The sequence below is a fragment of the Psychrobacillus antarcticus genome (genome assembly GCF_029533155.1).
GTDB classification, from domain to species: Bacteria; Bacillota; Bacilli; order Bacillales_A; family Planococcaceae; genus Psychrobacillus; species Psychrobacillus antarcticus.
Window position 1 is genome coordinate 192,622 of the sequence record NZ_JAIZDB010000017.1, and the last position, 22,674, is coordinate 215,295.

Genomic DNA, 22,674 nt, shown 5'->3' on the forward strand with positions numbered 1-22,674 from the left:
TGGTAGCTATGATTTTGAATGTGATGTGGGATGATTCTGGTATATTTGAGGGACGAACTGTGAATATTTTCTTTATCCAGTTCATTATGGCACTCGGAATATTTTTACAAGTAAGACAGAGTAAAAAGTTATTCATGGATGTGGAAAATCTTATAGAAGCTGCTAAAGAAAAATCAGATGAAGATACATTTCTACACCAAAAATTAGAAACTGCTGTATCTGTCATTACGACTAATTTGGAGCAAATTCGTACGAATACATTTAATATGAATAATGCACAGGCAGAAATGCTTGTTGCTGTAGGTGAAGTTAGTATTGGTTCCCAAAAACAAGCAGACCATGTAGTTGAAATTGTGAAAAATACAGAGGTAACTTCTTATTCAGTGAAAGAAATGGCAGGACATTTGCATGAAATCGTTAAACAAGCAGAATTAGCAGAACAGAATGCATCCGATGGTTCCACGGTGATGGAAAAGATGAAAAGCGAAATCGATGAGTTTACAGTCTTTTTTGTGGAACTAAATAAAACCTTCAATGGACTTTCTGAAAAAATTAATGAAACAAATAACTTTGCTAGTGATATTCGCCAAATTACAGCACAAACTAATCTTCTAGCTTTGAATGCCTCTATAGAAGCTGCAAGAGCCGGAGAACTAGGAAAAGGATTTGCTGTTGTAGCTGAAGAAATCCGAAAACTTGCAGGTGTAACTGATCAGTCTCTTGAAAAGATAGATAATAATTTAAATGAATTAAATAAATATAATCAAGAAGCTCTAAATAAGCTAGAAAATGGAGTAAACCAAATTTATGTTCAAGTAGCTACAGCTGATAAATCGAATAAATCATTTAATAACCTTCATGAAACGATGAAGAAATTACAAACCGAGTTAGCTAAATTTATGCAGGACGTAGATATCATTTCCAATAATACAGAATCCATTAATACAAGTACGAATGAATTTGCTGCAATTATTGAAGAAAGCACAGCAATTGTAGAAGAATTCAACGCAACACTCGTTCAAATAACAGAAGATCAACAAACAATTGCAAAATATATCGACGAAACATACAAAGAAGCCCAAAGTATTAACAATAACTAACTACTACTTAAAGAGCGTGTCCTAGGACATGCTCTTTTTTAAGAGATTATTAAAAGATTAGAAACCGGTAATACTATTGATTTCCGTTTCAGGCGTGGGATACAAAGGCCTAGAGCGCCACATCTCAAAAGGAAGGCAATCTAAGTTCGCCGCGTCCTGCGGCAACGATTGCATAACCCACCTCCTGTGGGCCTCAACGCCTTCGTGACCAACATCCTGTTGGCCTCTGCAGGGTGAGCGATGAACCATCACCGTCGCTTGCGCGTCGATGTGATGTTTCATCTGTCTCACTGATCCTGCCGGAGTCGCCACCTTTCACTACAATCAAATAACCGAGTAGTACTCAACAAGAAGATTTTGCATAGCCTATCGCTAAGCAGATAAAAGTAGTCATAGTAAATATAATGATAAATTCGTCAACTATGCTGAAATGAGGATGAAAAAAGTAGATTTTCTTTTAGACGAGTGGAAATAAAGAGAAATAGTAAGTGTTTACTAAATAAAGAAGCGAGATAGCGAACGAAATTGTATCTTCGTGAGCTTCCTCTATGAATAGGATAGGAACTTTTCTCTAGTTATCCAAAAATGCACTAACCTGTTTATTAGAGTTATAGAAGGGCGACGGACAGTCAATAGCCATAAGATTACCGAAAAAAAGAGATGCTGGTCGTGATTTCAGTCACGACCAGCATCTTTAAAAAATGAACCAGTAATTATATAGCAATAAGTCTGTCCAAAGCCCTTCGAAAACGAAAGAAACAGGTTTTAATCTTAAAGCACATATTAAGCTTTTCTCCTCAGCCGTATGTATAACTTCTAATCTTTAGAGAAAACATATATAACAAACCAAAACCCTCCTTTCAATCACTTCACCTCGTCAACGCGCTATCTGGATGAAGTTCACAAATTACTTTTCACTTGTTATACTAGTGCAGGCAAACACAAGTATTCAGATGAAAGAGGATATCAAATGGAAACTAACAATATTCGAAAACAATATAAAGAACCACATCCTTTTATAAAAAATGCGAAGGATTATGTATATGTAATAATTGGAGCAGCCATCATTGCGATTGCATTTAATGTCTTTTTATTACCAAACCAAATAGCTTCTGGTGGAGTAAGCGGAATTAGTACCATTTTAAAAGGCGTCTTCGGTTGGGAGCCAGGACTCGTGCAATATGCTTTTAATATTCCCTTATTTATAGCAGGACTAATCTTTTTAGGTGCAAAATTTGGCATTAAATCCTTCGTAGGTACACTAGTGTTACCAGCAGTAGTACTAGTGTCAGCTAACTGGGAACCGTGGACGATGAATCCATTGCTAGGAGCTTTATTTGGCGGAATTTCTGTAGGTTTAGGCTTAGGTATTGTTTTTAGAGGTGGCGCATCCACAGGTGGAACCGATTTAGCGGCACAAATAATTACGAAGTATACAGGATTTTCTCTTGGGAGAAGTGTGTTTTTTTTAGACGGATTAATAGTGCTAAGCGCTGCAGTCGTTTTCGACATTGAAAAGGCTCTTTATGCGCTAATCGCTTTATTTGTTACGACAAAAACAATTGATCTTGTGCAACTAGGATTTAGTCAATCCAAAATGATTTATATTATAACGAATAAACAAGATGAAATTAGGGATGCTATATATACCGAGATAGACCGCGGTGTAACAAAACTTCCAGCTTATGGTGGGTATACGAATGTGGAACGGCCAATTTTAATGGTAGTGGCATATCAAACAGAGTTCACAAAGCTGAAACATATCATCAAGACTATTGACCCTGCTGCTTTTGTCATAGTTTCGGATGCCTATGAGGTATTGGGAGAAGGTTTTAAAAGGTCCTAAATTTGGTATAATAGTTATGCATACAAAATTCGAAAAATGGAGGTTTTAACATGAACAAGAAACTATTAGCTTTAATATTTGGAGCAGGTTTAGTACTAGCTGCATGTGGCGGCAATGATAATGCTGATAAGGATAAAGATGTATCCACTGACACTGAAACTACAACTGAAACAGCTTCAGTTGACGCAGAACAGGTCGTTAACGGAAAATGTATTATGTGTCATGGTCAAAATTTAGAAGGGCAAGGTAACGCTCCAGCTCTAAAAAATGTTGGCGCACGCTTATCACAAGATGAAATATTAAATGTTATTGAAAACGGTCAAGGCGCAATGCCTGGTAATATTATTACTGGAGAAGACGCTCAAGCGGTTGCTAAGTGGTTAGCGGAAAAGAAATAATTTTAGCACAGTAACCCCATTTTATGAGATCAGCTGCTCTTATTGAGTAGCTGATTTTTTTTATTGCTAAATATGACAATTCAAGTGAATAAAAGAAGGAATCTCCTCGCTTCATGTAGAATGTATAGGGGGAGTAGGTAAATGGTATGTGAGTGAAATTTACTAGTTAGGCTAAAACATAGATTTGTATTAAAGATTTATTCCTAATTTTACCTATAAATTGAAATATGTTTGTAACAAACGAAAGCGCTTCTAATGTTATAATAGGCGTGTTGCATTTTATGACGAATCTAAATAGGTGGTTTATTAATGATAGAAATGATAAATGTCTACAAAAAATACCCAAATGGTATTGTTGCCGCAAACGGTATTGATGTAAAGATTGAACAAGGTGACTTTGTCTATGTAGTTGGACCAAGTGGAGCAGGGAAAACGACATTCATCAAAATGATGTATCGAGAAGAACGCCCAACCTCAGGAGATATTTTAATAAATGGTATCAATTTAGCTACTTTAAAAAATAGTAAAGTTCCACTTCTAAGACGCCAAATCGGTGTAGTGTTCCAAGATTTTAAATTATTACCACGTTTGAGTGTTTATGAAAATGTGGCGTTTGCATTAGAAGTTATAGAAGAAACACCAAAAGTAATACGACAAAAAGTTATGGATGTTTTAGAACTGGTAGGGTTGAAAGGCAAAGCAAGAATGTTCCCAACGGAGCTTTCAGGCGGAGAACAACAACGTGTGTCAATTGCCAGATCCATTGTAAATACACCAAAACTTGTTATAGCAGATGAGCCTACAGGAAACTTAGACCCAGAAACCTCATGGGAAATTATGAATATATTTGAAGAAATTAATGCTCGAGGAACAACAATTATTATGGCAACTCATAATAGAGAAATTGTTAATACTATTAGACACCGTGTTATTGCTGTTGAGGGTGGATTAATCACTCGAGACGAATACGGAGGCGATTACGGTTATGAAGGGTAGAACATTAGGAAGACATTTCAGAGAGAGTATAAAGAGCATCAGTCGAAATGGATGGATGACATTTGCTTCGGTAAGTGCAGTAACTGTTACATTGTTACTTGTTGGTGTGTTCGTTATGATCATGATGAACTTAAACAAAATCGCAGATGATTTGGAGAAAGACGTAGAGATTAAAGTCTTTGTCGAATTAACAGCGGATGAAGCTTCTATTACAAACTTAGAACAACAGATTAAAGATACAGCAGGAGTAGCAGAAGTTACATTTTCTCCAAAAGGCGACGAATTAAATAAATTAGTAGTTGATTTTGGAGATGATTTACAATTATTTGAACAACAAAATCCATTACATAATGTATTTTATGCTAAAGCTGTCAATCCCCAAGAAACGGAAGCAGTGGCAAAGAAATTAGAACGTCTCGATAATACGTTTGAAGTAAGGTATGGAGAAGGTAAGATAGAAAGACTATTCTCTTTCTTGAACACGGGTCGAAACGTTGGATTAGTATTGATTTTAGCATTGTTATTTACAGCAATGTTCCTAATTTCTAACACGATTCGTATTACAATTATTGCAAGAAGAAGAGATATTGAAATTATGAAACTAGTCGGAGCAACGAATTGGTTTATTCGTATTCCGTTCATCTTAGAAGGTATGTGGCTTGGAATTTTAGGCTCAATTGTTCCTATTACGTTAGTGACAGTACTCTACTATAATGTCTATAATTTGCTAGCTCCAAGATTACAACAAGGAAAATTATTTGAACTGCTCGATTTTTCACCCTTTATATATCAAGTAAACGGCTTGATTTTATTAATGGGTGTATTAATAGGCATTTGGGGAAGTTTCATGTCAGTCCGCAAATTTCTACGTGTTTAGATTTGTAAATTGAAGGGAGCAAGAAATTTTGAGAAAACAGTCTAAATGGATGCTACGAATTATGGCTATAGCTACAACTGGAGCACTTTTAATAACAACTCCAAATGCGCTTGCAAATACTCTAGATGATTTGAAAAATGAACAGAAACAATTAAATCAACAAAAAAATACTATTGACTCAACTATTAAAGAAACAGAAGGTAAGATTGATCTAAATGTATCGAAAATCGATCAAATTATGGCGCAAATTAAAGAGTTAGATACTAAAATTATTAATACGGAAGCACAGATTTCTGAAGTGTTAGATCAAATAAAATTAACGACAACTGAAATTGAAAAATTAAATGCTTCTATTAAAGAGCTAGAAAGAAAAATTGAAGAACGAGATGAACTATTAAAAGAACGTATCCGCGCTGTTCAAGTAAGTGGAGGTTCTGTTAGTTATATAGATGTCCTGCTAGGAGCAAATAGCTTCATCGATTTTATCGACCGCTTTTCTGCAGTCAATACGTTAATGGATGCAGATCGTACCATATTAAAAGAACAAGCAGATGATAAAAAACAATTAGAAGAGCAACAAGCAAGTTTGGAGAAAAAACTGCAACAGCAGGAAGATAGTAAAAGTGAACTTGTAAATTTAAAGGCTTCTCTAGATGGGCAAAAAGCTTCTAAAGGCGATTTGGTAGATCAATTAGAAGTCGAGCAAGCAAAATTACATGTAGAAAAAGAAGTATTAGAAACGGAATATGATGAAATTCTAAACTTAAGCCAAGAAACGCAAAATAAAATTGTAGCTGAACAAAAAAGACAAGCTGAAGTTGCAAGAAAAGCAGCAGAAGAAAAGAAACGTAAAGCAGCAGAAGAAAGAAAACGTCAGCAAGCAGCAAGTGCAAGTGCAAATTCAAATTCAAATGGTGGTTCTTCTTCAGCCATTCCTAATGTTTCTGCTGGTTCTTGGACAAAACCTGCATCTGGACGATTCACTTCTGGATACGGTTCGAGAACTCATCCAATTCATGGTGGAACAAAAACCCATTATGGTATTGATATCGCAAACAGTACTGGTACATCAGTAGTTTCAGCTGCCGATGGAGTTATTTCTTATGCTTCTCCGCTTAGTACATATGGAAATGCAATCATGGTGACACATTCTATAGATGGCCAGATTTTCACTTCTTTATATGCGCATTTAAGCAGTATTAAAGTGAGTGTTGGACAAGTAGTCTCAAAAGGACAGATTATCGGAGCTATTGGTACTACTGGTAATTCTACTGGTCCTCATTTACATTTTGAGATTCATGTAGGAAACTGGGAAGGTATGGCCACAAACTCTGTTAACCCATTGAGATATATTTCTTTATAACTTTTATTCAACGCTTTTCCATTCGTGGAGAAGCGTTTTTTTTGATCAATAAACCAGATGAGGCTATGATTTCTGTTTCATGCGGACGCTTTCCGCGGGCACGGCTTCAATCTCCTCGTCACTGCGTTCCTGCGGGGCTTTCAGCTCGTGCTGTTCCCGTTGGAGCCCCCGCATTGCACTTCAATCAATAAGTGAGTAGGTATTAACGATAAGATTGAGCAGAGTGAGTATTATAAAAACGATGAATTAAAAGGTGTAATTAAAGTGAGAAGTAATAGTAATACTATGATTTCCGTTACACGCGGACGCTTTCCGCGGGCGAGGCCGAGCCTCCTCGGGGCAATATGATGATTTTTAATTCGTTGACACAGGATTCGGGGAGTCATTCTTCATATTAATATATATACTCCCTGTGGGGTCTCGACTTTCTCGCTGTTCCCGCTGGAGTCGCCGCGTTACACTTCAATCAATAAGTGCGTAGGTATTAACGATAAGATTGAGCGGAGTAAGACTATAAAAACGATGATTGAAATAGATTATATAAGAAAGAAACATTAAGACCTTTAAAGTACTAGTAAATAGCATTCTAGAAAAGGCCTCTATAAAGCAATTTATTCCGTTTTGCCAGTTACTATCGGACAATCATTATTTACTCGCGTTCAAAAGGATGTTACTGGCGGACGATCATTATTTACCAACGGTCATAGTGATTTTACTTGCGTTCGGTGTAAATTCACTTGCTTGGTGGAAAATTTATCCATTAATTGATTGGATTTTATAAACTACTTCAAAATTATTCGTAAATTTAGAACTTTAATTCTTTGTTATTAGCGGTAACTAGGGTGTGCGCCTTCCAAGCCGCATGAGTGCGAGGAATGAGACTTCAAAAGGAATGAAGGAGCGCTAGCGATCATCCTTGAAGGCTCATGCATAGCGTGAGGCAAGCGCTCATCGGTATAGAAATTTCTACCTTTTCACTGGTTACTTGCGCTCGGTGTAGATTTACTTGCGGAATGGAAAGTTTAACTATTTATTGAACGATTATTATAGTGTCTCTTCGACGTTTCATTAACGTAGACACGTAGAATTCTTTCATTCCATTCACTGCATCGCCATATTTACAAATCAATTAATTCGTATTTAACGCAGTAAATAACATATAATAAGGGCAGTGAAATATGATCGTATCAGTAGGAGGTATCATATGAAGAAGAAAATTTTGGGGCTTATAGTTATAGCTGCATTAGTTGCAATCGCAACCACATCCTTTGTAAGAGGTAATATTGATGAACAAGAAGCATTTGCAGGAGAGCAAATGGGCACAGATTTGGCAATGAATCCGGCGAATGAAGGCTTAGGTCAAGGAAATGCAGCGCCTAATTTTACGTTAACTACATTAGATGGTGAGGAAGTTACGCTCGCTGATTATAAAGGAAAAAAAGTCGTTTTAAATTTGTGGGCTACCTGGTGTGGTCCTTGTAAAGCGGAAATGCCACATATGCAAAACTATTATGAAGATATGGCAGAAAAAGAAAATGTAGAAATTTTAGCTGTCAATTTAACAAGTTCTGATGTCGGGTTGGAGAAAGTGCAAGCGTTTCAAGAAGATTATGCACTCAGTTTCCCGATTCCTTTAGATGAAGAAGGTGTAGTTGGGGATATGTATCAAGCGATTACGATACCTACTACTTATATGATTGATACGACAGGAACCATTCAAAATAAGATTGTTGGACCAATGGATGAGCAAATGTTAACAGAATATGTAAACAACTTAAAATAAGAATCGATTTTTGGGCAAGTATTAAATTCCTCTTTCCACACATATATTAGTGGAAAAGTAGGAGGTATAACTTGCGCAAAAGTCGGTTTTTTCTTTATGGATTGTTAGTCGTTGTTATTTTAGGTATTGGGTATATGTGGTTGATGAAACCTTCAGCTACAGAACAAAAAAACGTGAGCAATAGTCAAGTCATTGATGAAGCGTTTCAATTAATCAAAAAAGAGGCAGTATTCTCTAAAAATGAAGATCTGCTCGTAGAAGGTGCAATTCGTGGAATGGCAGATGCACTAGAAGATCCACATAGTACGTATTTAACAAAAGAAGAAGCTGCAAACCAAGAGGCATCACTTGCGGAAGAACGGGTTGGAATTGGGGCGGAGATTATGCTCTCCGAAGGAAAATTTGTTGTAGTGGCACCTTTAAAAGATTCACCAGCCTTTAAAGCAGGCTTAAAATCTCAGGATGAAATTGTTCGGGTGAATGAAGAAAGAGTAGAAGGAAAGTCAATGACAGAGTTAATGAAGTTATTAAGTGGTAAAAAAGGGTCGAGTGTAAAAATGACTGTATATCGAGCTAGTGAGAACCGCCATGTTGAATTACATATGAAACGTGACACGATTGCCATGCATACGGTAACTAGTGATGTTTACGAAGTTGATGATTATTCAGTCGGTATAATGAGTATCTCGTTATTTGGAGAGAAGACTGGAGAAGAGTGGGAGAAACAATCGAAAGCCTTAGTGGAACGAGGAGTAGATGGTCTTGTCATTGATGTAAGAGGAAATCCAGGCGGCTATTTATATAGTGTTTCTACAATTATCGGTACTTTATTGCCGAATGGCACCACGTTCGCTTATATGCAAGATGCAAAAGGTGTCTTGGAAATGCTAAATACCGAGACAAAAGACAATCAATATTTAAACAAGCTTCCTGTTGTATTGTTACAAAATGGTGGTAGTGCTTCTGCAAGTGAAGTACTAGCTGGGGCACTAAAGGATAATAAGCGCGCGATGATTGTCGGTGAAACAAGTTTTGGGAAGGGAACAGTTCAGGAGACACATCCACTTCAGAATGGAGGAAAGCTAAAAATTTCTACACATAAATGGCTTACTCCGAAACAAGAGTGGATCCATCATAAAGGAATTCAAGCAGATTTACAGGTCGAGCCGGATGAATTATATACAATGGATTTAAAATATTATAAAGGACAATTTCATGTTGGCGACTTTGGAGAAGAGGTAAAGTATGTTCAACAAGTATTAGGAGCTCTAGGATATAATGTAAGTCGCCAGGATGGATACTTTGATGAAGATACGCAGGATGTTATTGAAAAGTATCGAAAAGAGAAAAGCTTAGAGGAGTTTACCGAGATTGATGATGTACTCTTTAAGTCAATAACAAAAACTATTCTCGATTATAAAGCTAGCAGAGAAAACGATAAACAGTTCCAAATGGGAATTGGTTATTTGCTTCATGATATGAAATAACAAAGTAAATACGAAAATCCTATACGCAAAGCCCTCTACGTTTGTTACAATAATAGGAAGTAGAGTTGTAAGTGAGGGGGATGCGTATGGTGCAAGAAGTATTAATCGAATTGGTTAAAGGAATTGGGCGTTTTTTCCTTCATCCAGCAATATATATTACGCTTCTCTTCTCGATATTGATCGGATATGTTCGCGTGAAAAGAGAAAGAAGACAGTTTCGCACTAGACTTCTATGGGGATGGACTGAAGCTAAGGGATTCTTGTTAGATGGAATTGTTTGGGCACTTATTTTATCAGTTATTAGTGTAGCTATCGGATTAGTTATTCCTAATTCATGGTTATTAATATATAGCGTGTGGATGCTATTATTTATACTATTATTTACGTATCAGTTTGGTTCTGCTGTTTATACAATTGCATTAGGTACTGCAGCAGCCTATGCTATGTATACATATAACTGGAGTTTAGACGTATTTTCTTGGACTGTTTCTGGATTAGATGTTCTTCGGGATGGGATTGTATCAGTTGCTGTAATAGCTGGACTGTTACTCATCGTGGAGGGCGTACTTATACAAAAACATGGGGCTGCTCAGGCCTCTCCAAAACTAGTCACTACTCATAGAGGTATCGAAGCAATTGTTTATCATGTGAAAAAATTATGGTTATTGCCTATACTACTAGTAATTCCGGGGGATGTTATTCCTTCCTATTTACCGTATTGGCCACAGTTTTCTCTTGGCGAAACTGCTTTTTCTTTAGTTTTATTTCCATTTGTAATTGGTTTCCAACAAAAATCTCAACATTCTCTACCTATTCATTTTTTCGAAGGATATGGAAAAATTGTTTGGCAACTAGGAATTGTTATTACGATAATTGCGGCTATCGGTTACTTTGCGCCACTAGTTAGTGCGATTGCTCTGCTAGTCGGTGTAGTAGCAAGATTTCTTATTACAATCCTGAAATACCAACAAGAAAAAACAGGGAATTATGCTGTCTCCCCTCAATCGAATGGTGTCATGATTGCAGGTGTCTTGGCCGGTTCTCCAGCTGAGAAAATGAATTTAGTAATCGGAGAGCGTATTGTAAAAGTGAACGGACAGAAAGTGGAAAACGAACAAGAATTATATGAAGCAGTTCAAATAAATGCAGCTCATTGTCGGCTAGAAGTGTTGGATTCAAATGGGGAATTACGTCTTCGTCAGCACATATTATTTAGACATGATCATTATCGACTAGGTCTAATCTTAGTTAGATAGGAGAAACTATGGAAGCACTATCACTCACAACCCAAATAATATTGGCTATTTTTGCTCCGGCATTACTCGTCGTATTATTTACACGTATCACATTCAATCATTATGTCGCGTTAATATTGACCGTCGCATTATTCACCACATCGGTCTACGCAGGCTACACACATCGATGGTGGATTTATGTGATCGACGCTGCATCACTTACATTAGGTTTCTGGTATAGTACCCATATGAAAACAAGTCAGAATAAAAAAAATCCGCCTCTTTAACAAAAGAGGGCGGATTTTTTGCTTTTTTAAAAGATAAGCAATTATATAAAAATACAGTATGAACACAGGTTTTACAGGACTTTTAAAAATGATTAATACTACTGATTTCCGTTTCAGGTGGAGAACAAAGCCTAAGGGCGCCACGTCTAAAAAGGAAGGCAATCTAAGTTCGCCGCGTACTGCGGCAATGCGACAACGATTGCATGACCAACATCCTGTTGGCCTCCGTGGGCACGGCTTCAATCTCCTCGTCACTACTAAAACATATGCTCCTGCGGTTACTCGTCGCAAAGACGTTGGTCAAATATAGTTTGACCAACGTCTTTCCTGCGGGACTATCAGCTCGTGCACCTGTCGCTTCGCTATTGGTGCAGAAAACATTTGCTGTTCCCACAGGAGTCGCCACCTTGCACTCCAATCAATTAAATGAGTAGTACTCAACTAGGAGATATTGCATTGCCTCTAGCTTATATGATAAGAGTAGTTCAAGTTAATGAAGGGATAAAATTGTCTTTTTAAGTAGGGATACTGTTTTGTAAGGAAAGAGGAAGAAAGTAGATTTTCTTTAATCTAGTGGAAATAAAGAGAAATAGTTTGTGGTTACTAAATAAAGAAGCGAGATAGCGAACGAAATTTCATCTTCGTGAGCTTCCTCTATCAATAAGAAAGTATCTTTTCTCTAGTTAGCCAGAAATGCACTAACCTGTTTCTAAGAGTTGTAGAGGCGGGACGGATAGAAAAAGTGACACTTCAATCAGTGGGGCTTTATCCCCCACTGATTGTTAGTTGAACCATTCGGGCTTTAACAGGCAGTTCTCTACTGCCCGTTAATGCGGGACAAACGCCATTAGATTACCAAAAAAAGGGATGCTGGTTGATTGTGACGAACGTCACAATCAACCAGCATCCCTAAAAATTCACTCGGTAATCATATAGCAAAACGTCTGTCCAAAGCTCTTCGAAAACGATAGAAACAGATTTTGACCTTAATATGCCGTGAATTTCTTTTGGCAAGTTTATCTTATAAAATTTATGTGCGACTAAAATATCAAGCTATATACGGCTAAAACTCCAATTGTACCTAGTACAACAACCATCACATTAGAAAATAAAAAAGCTAAACTAAATGCAACAACCGTTCCTATTAAACCAAAAAGAAGATGATCCTGTTGTACATATAAAATAGCTGGGAAGATTAAAGCACCTAACACTGCATAAGGAATATTACGTAATACACCCGATACTACCGGAGGCAATTCTTTCCCTTCTAAAAAGGTAAGAGGAAATGCCCTTGGAATATATGTGGCAAGAGCCATTCCAAGTAATGTCCACCAATACCACGTCCCCATTTAGTTAAGCCCCCTTCGGTAAATTTTTCTCGTGTTTTGCGTAAATGATTTCGATAAAAATAGATGATGCCAATGTAGCGACTAAAATGGACCATCCAGTCGATAATAGTCCAGTCCAATAAAAGAACCCGTTAATGACAGCTGCAACAAGTGCAAGCATCACTACTTTACGATTTCCCCGCATAGATGGCACTAGCAAGCCGACAAACATTGCATATAAAGCAATTGACATCGCTGCTTGTAAAAATGCTGGGAGATTTGCGCCAATGACATGACCAACTGCAGTAAAAACGACCCAACTGCTATAGGCAATTAAGGCAACTCCAAAGGCAAAGGGTGTCGCTATTTTACTTTCTTTTTGGGTAGCTAGAACCGAAAAACTCTCATCTGTAATCCCAAAAGCATAGATCCCTTTGATCCACCTTTTTTCGCTCTGCATCTTTTCATTGAGCGCAGCGGTCATTAAGAAGTGACGAATATTAACGACAAATGTATTTAAAACGATTAAAATAGGGTCAACACCTTTTGCAATGAGAGTGAGGGACATATATTGAGCTGCTCCTGCATAAACGAAAATACTCATAGCCGTAGCTTCCCAAATCGACAGTCCAGTCGTTTTAGCGAGCAAGCCAAATGTCAGCGCAACCGGAAAGTAACCAATTGCTATACTGATCCCGGCTTTCAATCCCGAGATAAATGAATTATTATTCACAAAACGTTCACCACCTAAACACATAATGAACAAATTATACTATAAGAAGATAGTTTTATGTAGAGAAATATTGGGAATAGTATAAATATACATATTTGGAGGAGAGCCAAATGCCGGAATGGGTTTCAATAGAAACATTAACAAATTTAACACAGGATTATCGTGCACTAGGACCATTAATAGGTATCCTACTGCCCTTTTTAGAGGCCTTTCTCCCATTTTTACCATTAGTAGTTTTTATAGTAGCCAACGTCAATGCATATGGTTTACTGTTTGGTTTTCTATTAACCTGGATAGGGTCGGTTGCCGGCTCCTATGCGGTATTTTTAGTCATCCGAAAATATGGACGAGCTCGTGCATTAGGTTTTATTACAAGGCATGTGAAAGTTCAAAAACTAATTAATTGGGTAGAGAGAAATGGATTTGGTCCACTCTTTTTACTCGTTTGTTTCCCATTCACACCTTCTGCCCTAGTCAATATTGTTGCAGGTCTTTCAGATATGAAGAAAAACACATACTTCTGGACAATTGCATTAGGCAAGCTCATTATGATTTTCGTTATTAGTTTTATTGGATCTGACATCAAAGCACTGATTACTCAACCAATTAGAACTGCTATTGTTATTTTACTAATAGCTATTCTATGGTTTGTTGGTAAAGCAATTGAAAAAAAGATTAACAAAAAAGTGGATGCAGATTTTAGAACAATCAGCAGCGAAAGAAAAAACAAAAGAGGAGAAAGTCTTGAATAATGTAAAAAAAGAAATGTTCGAATGGTTAATAGCCATAGTAATTGGAATCTTGATCGTGATGTTAGTCAGAACGTTCCTTGTGACAAATTATGAAGTAGTTGGACAGTCAATGATGCCCACATTACATAACAAAGATAAGGTAATTGTTCAAAAGCTTTCTAAAATTGAACGAATGGATATTGTCATTTTCCATGGAGAGCAGCGGGAAGATTATGTGAAGCGCGTAATTGGTATACCAGGGGATAAGATTAGCTACGAAAACGATGAGTTATTTATTAACAATAAAAAAGTAGAAGAGCCATATCTACAATCTTATAGTGCGTACGAAAATCCAAATGACAACTTCACGGAAGATTTTGAATTAGAGGAACTAACCGGAAGTAAACGGGTTCCGCCAAATAAGCTATTTGTATTAGGAGATAATCGTATTTCTAGTATGGATAGTCGATATTTTTACTTTGTAGATATGGAAGCAATTGTCGGTGAGGTGCAGGCGCGCTATTGGCCAATATCCAAGGCAACGATCGAATTCTATTCCGAATAATTTCCCTCTCTGTAGTATGTTTTGTACAATAGAGACAGGAGACTATTCGGTTTTTTTGATACTATTAGACTTATTACTAGTTAGCGTTTAATAAAGCAATCATTCATAATGGAAAAATTAACCGTTCCGCAAGTAAATCAACATCGAGCGCAAGTAACAACCGTTTGAACGCAAGTAAATAACGGTCTTCCGCAAGTAACTGGTAGGGGTTTTTCCATAGAGGACCTTTCTACACAGATGTACGCTGCCGCACGCTACGCATGAGCCTTCAGGACGTGTCGCTATGTGCTCCTGCGGCTTAGAAGGCGAACATCCTTGTACCACTGATGAAACAAAAATGACTTTCTAAACTAGAAAACTAAATATTATTGGATAAATCTTCCGTTCCGCAAGTAAATCAGCATCGAGCGCAAGTAAACGAACAGCAAGCGCAAGTAACAACCGTTTGAACGCAAGTAAATAACGGTCTTCTGCAAGTAACCGCTGAAAAGATCGTTGGCGGGACTTCCTCGCCCGCGGAGGCCAACAACGATGTTGGTCACAAAGGCATTGAGGCCCACAGGAGGTGGGTCATGCAATCGTTGCCGCAGGACGCGGCGAACTTAGATTGCCTTCCTTTTGAGACGTGGCGCACTTAGCCTTTGTTCCCCGCCTGAAACGAAAATCACAGCGTTTATTCACTTCTATTAATTTTGAACTTATATGATTTAAATTTCTTCAATCGAAAGGAGATCAAACCAATTGTCGTTACGAATAGTGAGTGGCCGATCAGGCTCTGGAAAAACAACCTTTATCCATCAAGAAATAATTACAGAACTACATAAAGCTCCTCTTGGAGACCCGATATTCTACATAGTACCTGACCAAATGTCCTTTTCCAGTGAATACGACCTTGCAGCAGAATCGGGGCTTCCTGGACTAATTAGAGCACAGGTAACGACATTTAAACGACTTGCGTGGCGTGTCCTCCAAGAAACTGGTGGAATTGCCAAAGAAGAAATAAGCGGCTTCGGTTACCGTATGCTTATTCGTAGCCTGCTGGAAAACCACAAAGACGAATTTACGCTGTTTAAACGAGCGGCAACTAAAAGAGGATTCACCGACCAAATCGAAGTATTACTCAAAGAGTTTAGTAGATACTGTATGGATTACTCTACAATGGCCAATGCCCTAAGCAATTTAGAAAAGGTGAATGCTCCCAAAATACTTATAGATAAATCCTCCGATATTATGCTGATGCTTGAAAAAATAGAGCAAAAACTAGGGGTTAGTTATATTGACGGAGAAGGCTACTTAACCTTATTAGCAACGAAAATAAAAGACTCTTCACTACTTGCCAAAACAGATATATACATCGATGGATTCACTTCGTTTACGCCGAGAGAAATAGAGATTATTGAGCAATTAATGAAGCAAGTAAAGCGCATTACAATCGCCCTTCCAATGGAATCATTGCAAGATGCTACAGAGGACCAATCGTTGTTCTATCAACCTGCAAATACATGTGTAAGATTATTAGAAATAGCACAAATCGAACAAGTGGAAATAGAAGAAACTGTCCATCGACATGAACAAAAACGATTTATGTCCCAAGAAATTGCTCATATTGAGGCTAATCTAGATCAGCTTCCTCACCTGCAAACGAAGTCAGAGGGGAATATTCGTATAACGGAAGCTGCCAATCGTCGTGCAGAAATGCATGCTGTAGCAAGACAAATACGTACACTCATGCAACAGAAAAGTGTTCGTTATAACGAAATGGCTATTTTGCATAGAGATGCAGACGTATACGAAGGATTAATCGAGACTATTTTTCCGCAGTATGATATTCCGGTTTTCATTAGTAAAAAGAAACCAATGTTACATCACCCGTTAATCGAGCTTAGTCGGACCATTTTAGAGATTATTCGAACAGATTGGAAATATGAACCTGTTTTTCGTGCGGTGAAGACGGATTTATTTTTTCCGTTAGATGCCCCTAAAAAAACATGGAGAGAGCGTGCGGATCGTTTAGAGAATTTTGTCTTAGCATTCGGAATCTACGGAGATAGATGGCTCGATGAAAGACGCTGGGTGTATAAAAAATATCGTGGCTTAGAATTTTATTCGAAAGTGCAAACCGATGAAGAAAAAAGTATTCAAGCTGATATCCACACAATAAGAGACTTGATCGTCGAACCAATGAAAGTCCTTTCCGATCAGTTGAAGCAAAGTATAACGGCAAAAGACTATGCAATAGCTATTTATACTTTTATAGAAAAGCTAAACGTATATGAAAAACTACAAAGCTTGAAACAAGCCGAAGAAGAAAACGGTCAGTTACTTTTAGCTTCCGAGCATGAACAAGTATGGAACGAGTGGGTAAATGTAATCGACCAGTTTGTACTGATGTTTGGCGAAAAGGAAATGTCTTTGGAAGAAGTAGGAAAGATTTTAGAAGAAGGCTACGACCAGCTTGCATTTTCAGGCATTCCACCTACGCTTGATCAAGTGATTGTTGGGAATGTGGATATCGTTCGTTTAACGAATATTAAGGCCGCATTTGTGCTTGGAGTAAATGATGGAGCTTATCCAAAACGGATGGATCATGAGGGGTTGCTAACGGATTCAGAGCGCGAATGGTTCACACAAATTGGATTTGAACTTGCACCAACGTCCAAAATGCGGTTGATGGACGAAAATTATTTAATTTATAAAGCATTCGTCACTGCATCCCATTACTTATACGTATCGTATCCGATGGCTGATAACGAGGGGAAAGCACTGTTACCTTCCATGTATATTAAAAAAATGCATCAAATGGTAAGTGATTTGCCTGTTGAAGTTGCTGTAATGGATCCGAGCGATATGCTAACAGATGGATTAGATTTGACTTCCATCAGCCACCCACGGCCTACATTGCCGTATGTGATTATGCAGCTTCGAGGAGCGCTGGAAACAGGGGAATTATCTGCGGTGTGGCAGTCCGTTTACGAGTATTATTTAGAGGACCCATATTGGTCCAAATTATTGAAGAGAATTTCGAAGCCCTTAACGCATGGCAATAAAACCGAGATATTAAATGAAGAAATGACTGCTGCACTATACGGGGAAACAATGATTTCTAGCGTGTCTCGTGTAGAGAAATATTATAGCTGTCCATTTGCACATTACGCATCTTATGGCCTAAAGCTAGAAGAACGTGCAGAGTATAAATTAGAAGCACCGCAAATGGGAGACTTATTCCATGCGGCGTTGAAATGGATTGCGGATGAGACGAAGCGTTTAGATATACAATGGTCCCAGTTAACTCGCCAACAATGCTACCAGCTTGCTAGACAAGCAGTCGACTATATTGTGCCAGTTTTTGTTCACCAATTATTATTAAGTACAAATCGCTACCGATATATCCAACGTAAATTGGAGCAGATTGTGGCAAATACGTTAATAGCTTTAAGTCAGCATTCAAAAGGTTCAAGCTTTGTTCCGATAGCTATTGAAGCTGGATTCGGACCTGGAGAGGCATTGCCAGCATTAGAAATTCCCTTGAAGCGTAGTCGGAAAATGCAATTACGTGGTCGAATCGACCGTGTAGATGCAGCCAATATTAACGGCAATATGTTTGTTCGGATTGTCGATTATAAATCATCTAAAAAAGGGATTGATTTGAATGAGGTATACCATGGTATTTCCCTACAAATGTTAACTTATTTAGACGTAGCTGTAGAAAATGCCGAAATATGGCTACATGAGGGTGCTAATCCAGCAGGCGTTTTATATGTGCATATGCATAATCCTTTTATTCAGTCGCAAAAAGAAATGGAAGATGCAGAACTGGAGGATGCCGTTTATAAATCCTATAAAATGAATGGTCTATTACTCGATGACCCAGAAGTTATTATGGAAATGGACGATCAGATTTCAGGATTTTCGAAAGTTATTCCAGTACGTATGAATAAAGACGGAAACCTGTCCAAATCATCCTCAAAAGTAGTAGAGCCGGAGCAAATGAGATTGCTGCAATCCTTTGTACGTAAAAAGCATGAGCAAGCAGGGAACGCCATGAATGCTGGAGATACGCGCGTGCTACCTTATAAAATAAAAGACAAAATGCCATGTACGTATTGCTCATATCGTAGTGTTTGCCAATTTGATCCCGGGGATCCCGCTCAACAAGTACGTGCATTGAAAGTGGAGCAGCCAGAAATAGTAGCAGAAAAAATTCGAGAGGAGATGAGTTCAAATGAACATTCCTAATATGCCAGAAGAACTAACATGGACACCTGCACAATGGACGGCAATCTGGGCAACGGGTTCAGATGTGCTCGTTTCCGCTGCTGCAGGTTCTGGTAAAACGGCTGTCCTTATCGATCGTCTCATTCAAAAAGTTATTGCTAAGGAACACCCGATCAATGTTGATGAGTTATTGGTCGTTACCTTTACCAATGCTTCCGCTGCAGAAATGCGCCACCGTATGGGAGAGGCACTAGAGAAAGCTATAGCGAACGATCCGACATCGAATCATTTACGAAAACAACTAAGTCTGTTAAATAAAGCACAAATCTCAACACTACATTCATTTTGTTTAAATATTGTACGGCAATATGCATATATGCTAACGATAGACCCAGGTTTCCGTATTGCAAACGAAACCGAAGCGGCAATCATGCGTGATGATATGTTAGCTGAAGTCCTAGAAGCAGCCTATCATGTCGACAATCCAGAGACGATGTATCGATTATCGGATAGTTTCACCTCCGATCGTGACGATCAATCGATTGAAGTGATGATTGAAAAACTTTATTCCTATTCGCGCGTACATCCAGAGCCTGCGAAGTGGTTGCTGGCAATTCCGGAAGCATATAATCTACCGGAAGATATGACGATAGATGAGCTTTCATTTATCGACCCATTGAAGCTTGCAATCATCCATCATTTAGAAGAGGCAATCGCTGTAACCGAAGAGATTCGTAGACTCGCAAATAAACCAAATGGACCGGCTCCTCTTGCAGAAACTGTGATGATTGATCAGCAAATGATTCAAGAGGCAGTAGATTTGATGAAGAATAGCTCGTGGCAAAGTGTTTTTCATTACTTCCAAGGCATTAAATGGGGAAGAGCAGCAGCGATAAAAAAAGACTCTTGCGATGAAGGATTAAAAAATCAAGCGACAAACAAACGGACAAAAGTGAAGAAAATCGTCAATGACTTAAAGGATAATTATTTCACTCGAACACCAGAAAGATTGCTTGAGGAAATGCGATTAATGGCACCACAGCTTCAAAAACTAGTGGAACTTACGATAGCTTATGGAGAGCGTTATACTGCAGCAAAAAATGAAAAGGGTCTTGTCGACTTTTCAGACTTAGAACATTACGCATTAGATATACTATCCGAGCAGGATGAAAATGGGGAGCTAATACCTTCAGATATAGCAAAGGAATATAAGGAGCGTTTTAAAGAAGTACTAGTGGACGAATATCAGGACACTAATTTACTACAAGAGACCATCTTACAATTTGTGAAAAGTGGAAATGAAAACACAGGCAATATGTTTATGGTAGGGGATGTCAAACAGTCCATCTATCGATTCCGATTAGCAGAACCAATGTTATTCTTAGGGAAATATTTGGCGTTCCATGATCTTCCAATTGATTCTGGTATTAAAATAGATTTAAATGCCAACTTCCGCAGTAGAAAAGAAGTGCTGCATGCAACGAATTATATTTTTAGTCAAATTATGGGCAAACAAGTAGGGGAAATAGAATACGATGAGGCAGCTTCCTTAAAACCTGGAGCTCCATATGAAGAAACCGAAACACCTGTCGAGCTTGCTCTATTATATGAAATAGAAGATAGCAGCGCGGAACCGAATGAGGATGATGAAGAAACGGTTGAAGTAATGGCAGAAGAGGAACTTAAAAAATCACAAGCCGAAGCACGTTATATTATTTCGAAAATAAATGAAATGATTCAGTCCGAAGCAACTGTCTATGATCCATGGAAAAAAGTTCATCGGCCTGTCGAATACAGTGACATGGTCATATTAATGCGCTCGATGACTTGGTCGGCGGAAGTTACAGAGCAATTTAAAGAAGCTGGAATTCCTTTGTACGCAGAGCTTTCGAAGGGTTATTTTGACGCAATTGAAGTCCTAATAATGCTACATACGCTTCGTACAATAGATAATCCGTATCAGGATATATCACTTGCATCCGTTCTCAGGTCACCATTTGTTGGACTAACAGAGTCAGAGCTAGCACTTATCCGATTATCTGCTCCAAAGGAACCTTTCTACGATGCGATGAAAACATTTGTGTCAAGTGGAGGGGCGGGTTTATCGCCAGACACCGCTGAGAAACTACAAAGATTCTTACTTCAATATGAAGATTGGCGTGATTTAAGTAGAAGGGGCTCACTAGCAGATTTAATATGGCAAATATACTTGGATACACATTACTACGAAATAGTAGGTGCTATGCCAAATGGGAAACAAAGACAAGCAAACTTACGCATCCTTCACGACCGCGCAATCGATTATGAGAAAACTTCCTTCCGGGGACTGTTCCGCTTTTTGCGTTTTATCGATCGTATGCGTAATCGAGGGGATGATTTAGGAGCAGCACGCGCAATAGGGGAAAAGGAAAATGTCGTTCGTTTAATGACGATTCACTCTTCCAAAGGGTTGGAATTTCCGGTTGTGTTCATAGCTGGAATGGGTAGACCTTTTAACCAAATGGATTTTAATGAATCATACTTATTTGACCAATCGTTTGGGCTTGCGGTAAAAGCAATTGACCCTGACAAGCGAATCTCTTATACATCACTGCCATTTTTGTCTATGAAAGAGAAAAAACAAATGGAGTTGAAGGCGGAGGAAATGCGTGTCTTATATGTGGCGATGACACGTGCCAAAGAGCATTTATTCCTCATCGGATCTATAAAAGATTTAGCAAAAACGTTGGAAAAATGGGAGGATGCCCAAAACGTTTTGAGTGATGAAATGTTGCCTGGCTATATGCGTGCGAAAGCAAAAGGCTATTTAGACTGGATTGGACCAGCTTTAGCGAGACATACAAATTTCAGCCAGCTATCAGGTGTAAATGAAGCAAATATAGTGGATAGTGAATCCAAATGGAAAATTGTTGCTACATGTGTAGATGACTTAAAACATATTGTACAAGAGGACGAAAAAGAAGCTATTGTATTGGAACAACTAATAGATCCTGCAAAAAGTCTCTATTTAAAGGAAGTTCAGGATCGTTTCGACACACCATACGCCTATGAAATGACTACACATAAACGTTCCAAACAATCAGTTAGCGAGATGAAGAAAATTCAGCAGCTGATGGAACGCTCGGACGATGACTATTTTCAAATGTCTGGTCCTACTAGTCTGAAAAAGATTGCAAAGCGTCCTTTCTTCCTTCAACAAGAAACGAAATTGACGGGTGCAGAAGCAGGTACCGCGGTCCATGCCTTTATGCAAAACGTTGATCTGCAGGAAGAAAAAAATGAGGAGCAGGTTCTGCTTTTTGCAGAAAGACTTGCCGAACGTGAAATTTTAACGAAAGCGGAACAGGCTGCCATAGATCCTAGCAAAATGGTTCCGCTCTTCCATTCAGAAATTGCTGTACGTCTACGAAATGCAAAAGACGTTATGCGAGAATTTCCTTTTACGTATGCGCTAGAGGACGATAATGGCGACAAACAAATTATCCAAGGGGTCGTCGATTGCTTATTTTTAGAGGATGATGGACGCTGGGTTTTATTGGACTATAAAACGGACAAAGTGAAACATCTATTAAAGGATGAAACATTATTACAGCAAGAAATGCAAAAACGCTACCAACTTCAATTGTCCCTTTATACGCAGGCAATTGAGGCGATATTACAAGTAGAGATAAAAGAAAAAGTACTATACTTATTTGATGTAAATAGAACCGTATCATTTTAGGGGGAGAAA

16 protein-coding genes are annotated in these 22,674 nt (G+C 38.3%); 14 read left to right on the plus strand and 2 right to left on the minus strand.

The features are described 5' to 3' along the window. Positions 1–8: 8 nt before the first annotated feature. The 10 genes from LDK52_RS11145 (at position 9) to LDK52_RS11190 (ending at position 11,372) form a co-directional block, all read left to right on the plus strand. A complete protein-coding gene (locus LDK52_RS11145) occupies positions 9–1,100 on the plus strand; it encodes a methyl-accepting chemotaxis protein (RefSeq protein ID WP_277586041.1) in 1,092 nt (363 codons plus the stop codon). Positions 1,101–2,070: 970 nt separating this feature from the next. Beyond that, positions 2,071–2,946 carry a YitT family protein gene (locus LDK52_RS11150; protein WP_277586042.1) on the plus strand — a complete coding sequence of 292 codons (876 nt, stop codon included), beginning with the start codon at positions 2,071–2,073 and terminating at the stop codon, positions 2,944–2,946. A gap of 50 nt (positions 2,947–2,996) precedes the next feature. Next, entirely contained in the window at positions 2,997–3,344 is a 348-nt protein-coding gene (gene cccB, locus LDK52_RS11155; protein WP_277586043.1) for a cytochrome c551, read from the plus strand. A 309-nt stretch (positions 3,345–3,653) separates the two neighbouring features. Then, entirely contained in the window at positions 3,654–4,340 is a 687-nt protein-coding gene (gene ftsE, locus LDK52_RS11160) for a cell division ATP-binding protein FtsE (RefSeq protein ID WP_277586044.1), read from the plus strand. Then, entirely contained in the window at positions 4,330–5,217 is an 888-nt protein-coding gene (gene ftsX / locus LDK52_RS11165; RefSeq protein ID WP_277586045.1) for a permease-like cell division protein FtsX, read from the plus strand. The genes ftsE and ftsX overlap by 11 nt, the downstream gene beginning before the upstream one ends. A 28-nt stretch (positions 5,218–5,245) precedes the next feature. Next, the gene (locus LDK52_RS11170; protein ID WP_320415363.1) at positions 5,246–6,580 is read left to right on the plus strand and encodes a murein hydrolase activator EnvC family protein; all 1,335 of its coding nucleotides are present in this window, start codon (positions 5,246–5,248) and stop codon (positions 6,578–6,580) included. 1,204 nt (positions 6,581–7,784) lie between these two features. Continuing rightward, positions 7,785–8,363 carry a redoxin domain-containing protein gene (locus LDK52_RS11175; protein ID WP_277586046.1) on the plus strand — a complete coding sequence of 193 codons (579 nt, stop codon included), beginning with the start codon at positions 7,785–7,787 and terminating at the stop codon, positions 8,361–8,363. 71 nt (positions 8,364–8,434) lie between these two features. Continuing rightward, complete coding sequence (locus LDK52_RS11180) at positions 8,435–9,850, plus strand: S41 family peptidase (protein ID WP_277586047.1); 1,416 nt, start codon at positions 8,435–8,437, stop codon at positions 9,848–9,850. A gap of 86 nt (positions 9,851–9,936) precedes the next feature. Beyond that, the gene (locus tag LDK52_RS11185) at positions 9,937–11,106 is read left to right on the plus strand and encodes a PDZ domain-containing protein (protein WP_277586048.1); all 1,170 of its coding nucleotides are present in this window, start codon (positions 9,937–9,939) and stop codon (positions 11,104–11,106) included. 8 nt (positions 11,107–11,114) lie between these two features. Continuing rightward, complete coding sequence (locus tag LDK52_RS11190; RefSeq protein ID WP_277586049.1) at positions 11,115–11,372, plus strand: CsbA family protein; 258 nt, start codon at positions 11,115–11,117, stop codon at positions 11,370–11,372. Between the two features lie 1,040 nt (positions 11,373–12,412). On the opposite strand, the gene LDK52_RS11195 is transcribed toward LDK52_RS11190, so the two are convergent. Together LDK52_RS11195 and LDK52_RS11200 are read right to left on the minus strand one after the other, a co-directional pair. Then, positions 12,413–12,721, minus strand: coding sequence for an AzlD domain-containing protein (locus LDK52_RS11195; RefSeq protein ID WP_277586050.1), 309 nt, complete (start codon positions 12,719–12,721; stop codon positions 12,413–12,415). A gap of 4 nt (positions 12,722–12,725) precedes the next feature. Further along, the gene (locus tag LDK52_RS11200; RefSeq protein ID WP_277586051.1) at positions 12,726–13,433 is read right to left on the minus strand and encodes an AzlC family ABC transporter permease; all 708 of its coding nucleotides are present in this window, start codon (positions 13,431–13,433) and stop codon (positions 12,726–12,728) included. Positions 13,434–13,543: 110 nt separating this feature from the next. Between LDK52_RS11200 and LDK52_RS11205 the strand changes: the two genes are divergently transcribed. The 4 genes from LDK52_RS11205 (at position 13,544) to addA (ending at position 22,665) form a co-directional block, all read left to right on the plus strand. Beyond that, positions 13,544–14,185 carry a TVP38/TMEM64 family protein gene (locus LDK52_RS11205; protein WP_277586052.1) on the plus strand — a complete coding sequence of 214 codons (642 nt, stop codon included), beginning with the start codon at positions 13,544–13,546 and terminating at the stop codon, positions 14,183–14,185. Further along, positions 14,178–14,729 (plus strand): signal peptidase I, encoded by a 552-nt coding sequence (gene lepB / locus LDK52_RS11210; RefSeq protein ID WP_277586053.1) that lies wholly within the window; start codon positions 14,178–14,180, stop codon positions 14,727–14,729. The genes LDK52_RS11205 and lepB overlap by 8 nt, the downstream gene beginning before the upstream one ends. 741 nt (positions 14,730–15,470) lie before the next feature. After that, positions 15,471–18,965 carry a helicase-exonuclease AddAB subunit AddB gene (gene addB, locus LDK52_RS11215; protein WP_277586054.1) on the plus strand — a complete coding sequence of 1,165 codons (3,495 nt, stop codon included), beginning with the start codon at positions 15,471–15,473 and terminating at the stop codon, positions 18,963–18,965. Beyond that, a complete protein-coding gene (gene addA, locus LDK52_RS11220; RefSeq protein WP_277586055.1) occupies positions 18,952–22,665 on the plus strand; it encodes a helicase-exonuclease AddAB subunit AddA in 3,714 nt (1,237 codons plus the stop codon). Before addB ends, addA begins: the two co-directional genes overlap by 14 nt. Positions 22,666–22,674 lie beyond the last annotated feature (9 nt).